This is a genomic window from Cellvibrio sp. BR (genome assembly GCF_000263355.1).
Classification (GTDB): Bacteria; Pseudomonadota; Gammaproteobacteria; order Pseudomonadales; family Cellvibrionaceae; genus Cellvibrio.
On record NZ_JH668216.1, the window covers coordinates 1 to 2,327 of the forward strand.

Below are 2,327 nucleotides of genomic sequence, written 5' to 3' on the forward strand. Positions count from 1 at the left end.
CCTTGGCTGCATAGTTAGGGTGTCTACTTTTTGTGGGTAAGACCAAGAGAATGGAAATGAATAGAAAATTATTTTTGTTAATCATCACTGTCTTCTCTGGTTTTGCGCATTCAGAAAACGAGTGGTGTAGCTATGAAATTGAAAAAAGGGAACCCAGTCTTAAAGAGTTGATTTCCTGTCCTTCGGAAAAAGCAAACATAGAGTATGAATCGTCATTAAATGAATTTAAAAGTTTAATTCAATCTATAAAATCAAAACATCCTGATTTAGCCAAAGAATACCAACGAATCGAAGCTAATATGCTTGATCTAATTGAAAAGCATCGATTATACATCGAAGCAAAATGCAATTTTGAGTTCAATAACTATATATTAGAGTTATACCCTACTGCAAAAGGTTCGGAGGGTGACTATGACAGTGCGAAAATCGCATGTGAACAATCATATAAAATTGAAGCATCTAAAAAAATTAGAGAAGTAATTACGTCATGCAATACAATAGATGAAGTATATGAACTTCCATGTATTTGGTAGCCTATAACAAGGTGTTCCAACACCGTTACGGCGCTTCGCGCCTCCACTCGACAGTTTGTAAGTAGCGCATTTAGCGAATCGCTGCGCGAAGTTTTTCGTAAATGCGCTACTTACAAACTTCGGCTGAACACGACGTTAGAGAAAACCAAGGAGTAAAAATGAAGAAGGTAGCGGAAGCAAAGACGAAAAAAACAACAAGTAAAGCTAAAGATGCTCCAATTGCCAAAAAAGTTACAAGAACAGTTGCATCAAAGGTTGCGTCTATCCCAAAAAAACGTACACCGGTTAATCCGAAAGTATCTGGCTTCACGAAAAGTGACGCTGGGGTGTATATGCCTGAAGTGCAAGCAAAGCGTGTTTCTCCCAGAATCAAGCAAGTTGTTCCAGCAAGTAAAATAAAAGCCGGAATGTCTAAAGCGCAAATAGCAATCAAAGAAGCTGTCGAGAGTTTTTCTGAAGCATTAACCGAAGAGTACTCTATTACGGAAATAGAATTGGCTATTTCCTTTAATGCTGAAGGAAAATTCTTAGGGTTTGGTGTTGGGGGAGAAACTTCAATAACAGTTAAAATTGCTCCTGTTAACTAGCATCTAAATCTCTAACAAATCAATCAAACTGATGGTTTTTAAGTCGTCAATTTGCGCATGGCTTCGCCATTATTGCGCAAACTGTCAACTTAAAAACCACAGTTTATCTCAGCGTTATAACACTGGAGATTCAAAAAATTAAAAAAGTAACCTTATTCGTTGCCGTGCTTGTTATTGCAATCCCAGTAGCACTGGTTGTTGCATGGAAAACATACACAATCCATGATTCAGTACATTCCGGCAGCGCATATGGCTTCAATATTGGTGCATCAAAAATCGAAACCTATTCAGTAGTGGCTGATTACGATTTTCATTCTATCTGGCTAATTTATCCAGATAGAGTCAGCCCGGGAATAGTGATACTCAAGTCTCATCAGATAAGCTTTGATCAATTAGATAAAGTAGATCAATGGGAGTTAACATTTGGTTCAGAGAGTTTATTAAATAGTATTCGGCTGGTATTCCAAGACAATAAACTAGTCAATATTTATCGTCATAGGCAAGCAGTCGAGCTTCCGTGAAAAGTTATAACAAAGTGTAGCAACCCGCGCACTACGTGCGCTGGACAGTTTTTAAGTCGCGGCTTTGTGGGTAAGACCAGTGTTCCAATGCCCACCAATAGTAGGCCCGAAAGTATGAATGGATTATCAATTGCTATATTGGTTAGCACATTTCTTATTGGGTGTACCGCTCAATCTGAATACGAATCTTCTGCTCGCGAAATGCTTCGCGACGAGTTTCCGCAGTCTCACTATGGCTTTATTAAATCATGGAAACCCATAGGCAAGAATTACGAATATACACTGTCAGAAAATGAGCTTGAAAAAAGCACTATAGATGTAACTTCTTGTATAAAGTATCTGTCATCAAAATACCCAACTCCACCCAAGGAAATACTTAGGTCATTTCAAATAGTTGAATGCATGAAAACTAAGGGCTGGTATTTGGAAACAGAAGAAATCATTATAACTCGCTAGCACATAACAAGCGACTGCGGTAAAAAATCAATACCTGCAATTCAAATTTAGTTAGCTTGCCACTCGCAATTATCACGCACCATAGCATTTAAAATTGTCATCATTTTTCTCATGCAGGCTGTAAGCGCAACCTTCTTGTGCTTACCCTGCTCGACGAGCTTTTTGTAAAATTTCTTCATTACCGGATTGCACTGAGCATGGCCATGTACAGCACCGTTCGAATCGGTGCC

At 38.6% G+C, this 2,327-nt stretch carries 2 protein-coding genes and 1 pseudogene; 2 read left to right on the top strand and 1 reads right to left on the bottom strand.

What is annotated here, in order from left to right:
* Positions 1-56: 56 nt before the first annotated feature.
* Both O59_RS20735 and O59_RS20740 read left to right on the top strand, forming a co-directional pair.
* Positions 57-533 carry a hypothetical protein gene (locus O59_RS20735; RefSeq protein ID WP_040393956.1) on the top strand — a complete coding sequence of 159 codons (477 nt, stop codon included), beginning with the start codon at positions 57-59 and terminating at the stop codon, positions 531-533.
* 158 nt (positions 534-691) lie between these two features.
* Entirely contained in the window at positions 692-1,120 is a 429-nt protein-coding gene (locus O59_RS20740) for a hypothetical protein (RefSeq protein ID WP_040393958.1), read from the top strand.
* Positions 1,121-2,144: 1,024 nt separating this feature from the next.
* On the opposite strand, the pseudogene O59_RS22150 reads toward O59_RS20740, so the two are convergent.
* Positions 2,145-2,327: pseudogene (locus O59_RS22150) on the bottom strand (IS110 family transposase); the annotation flags it as partial.

Excerpts from the sequence above, each read along its gene's own strand:
- O59_RS20735 (WP_040393956.1), top strand. The coding sequence starts at position 57 with ATGAATAGAAAATTATTTTTGTTAATCATCACTGTCTTCTCTGGTTTT.
- O59_RS20740 (WP_040393958.1), top strand. The coding sequence starts at position 692 with ATGAAGAAGGTAGCGGAAGCAAAGACGAAAAAAACAACAAGTAAAGCT.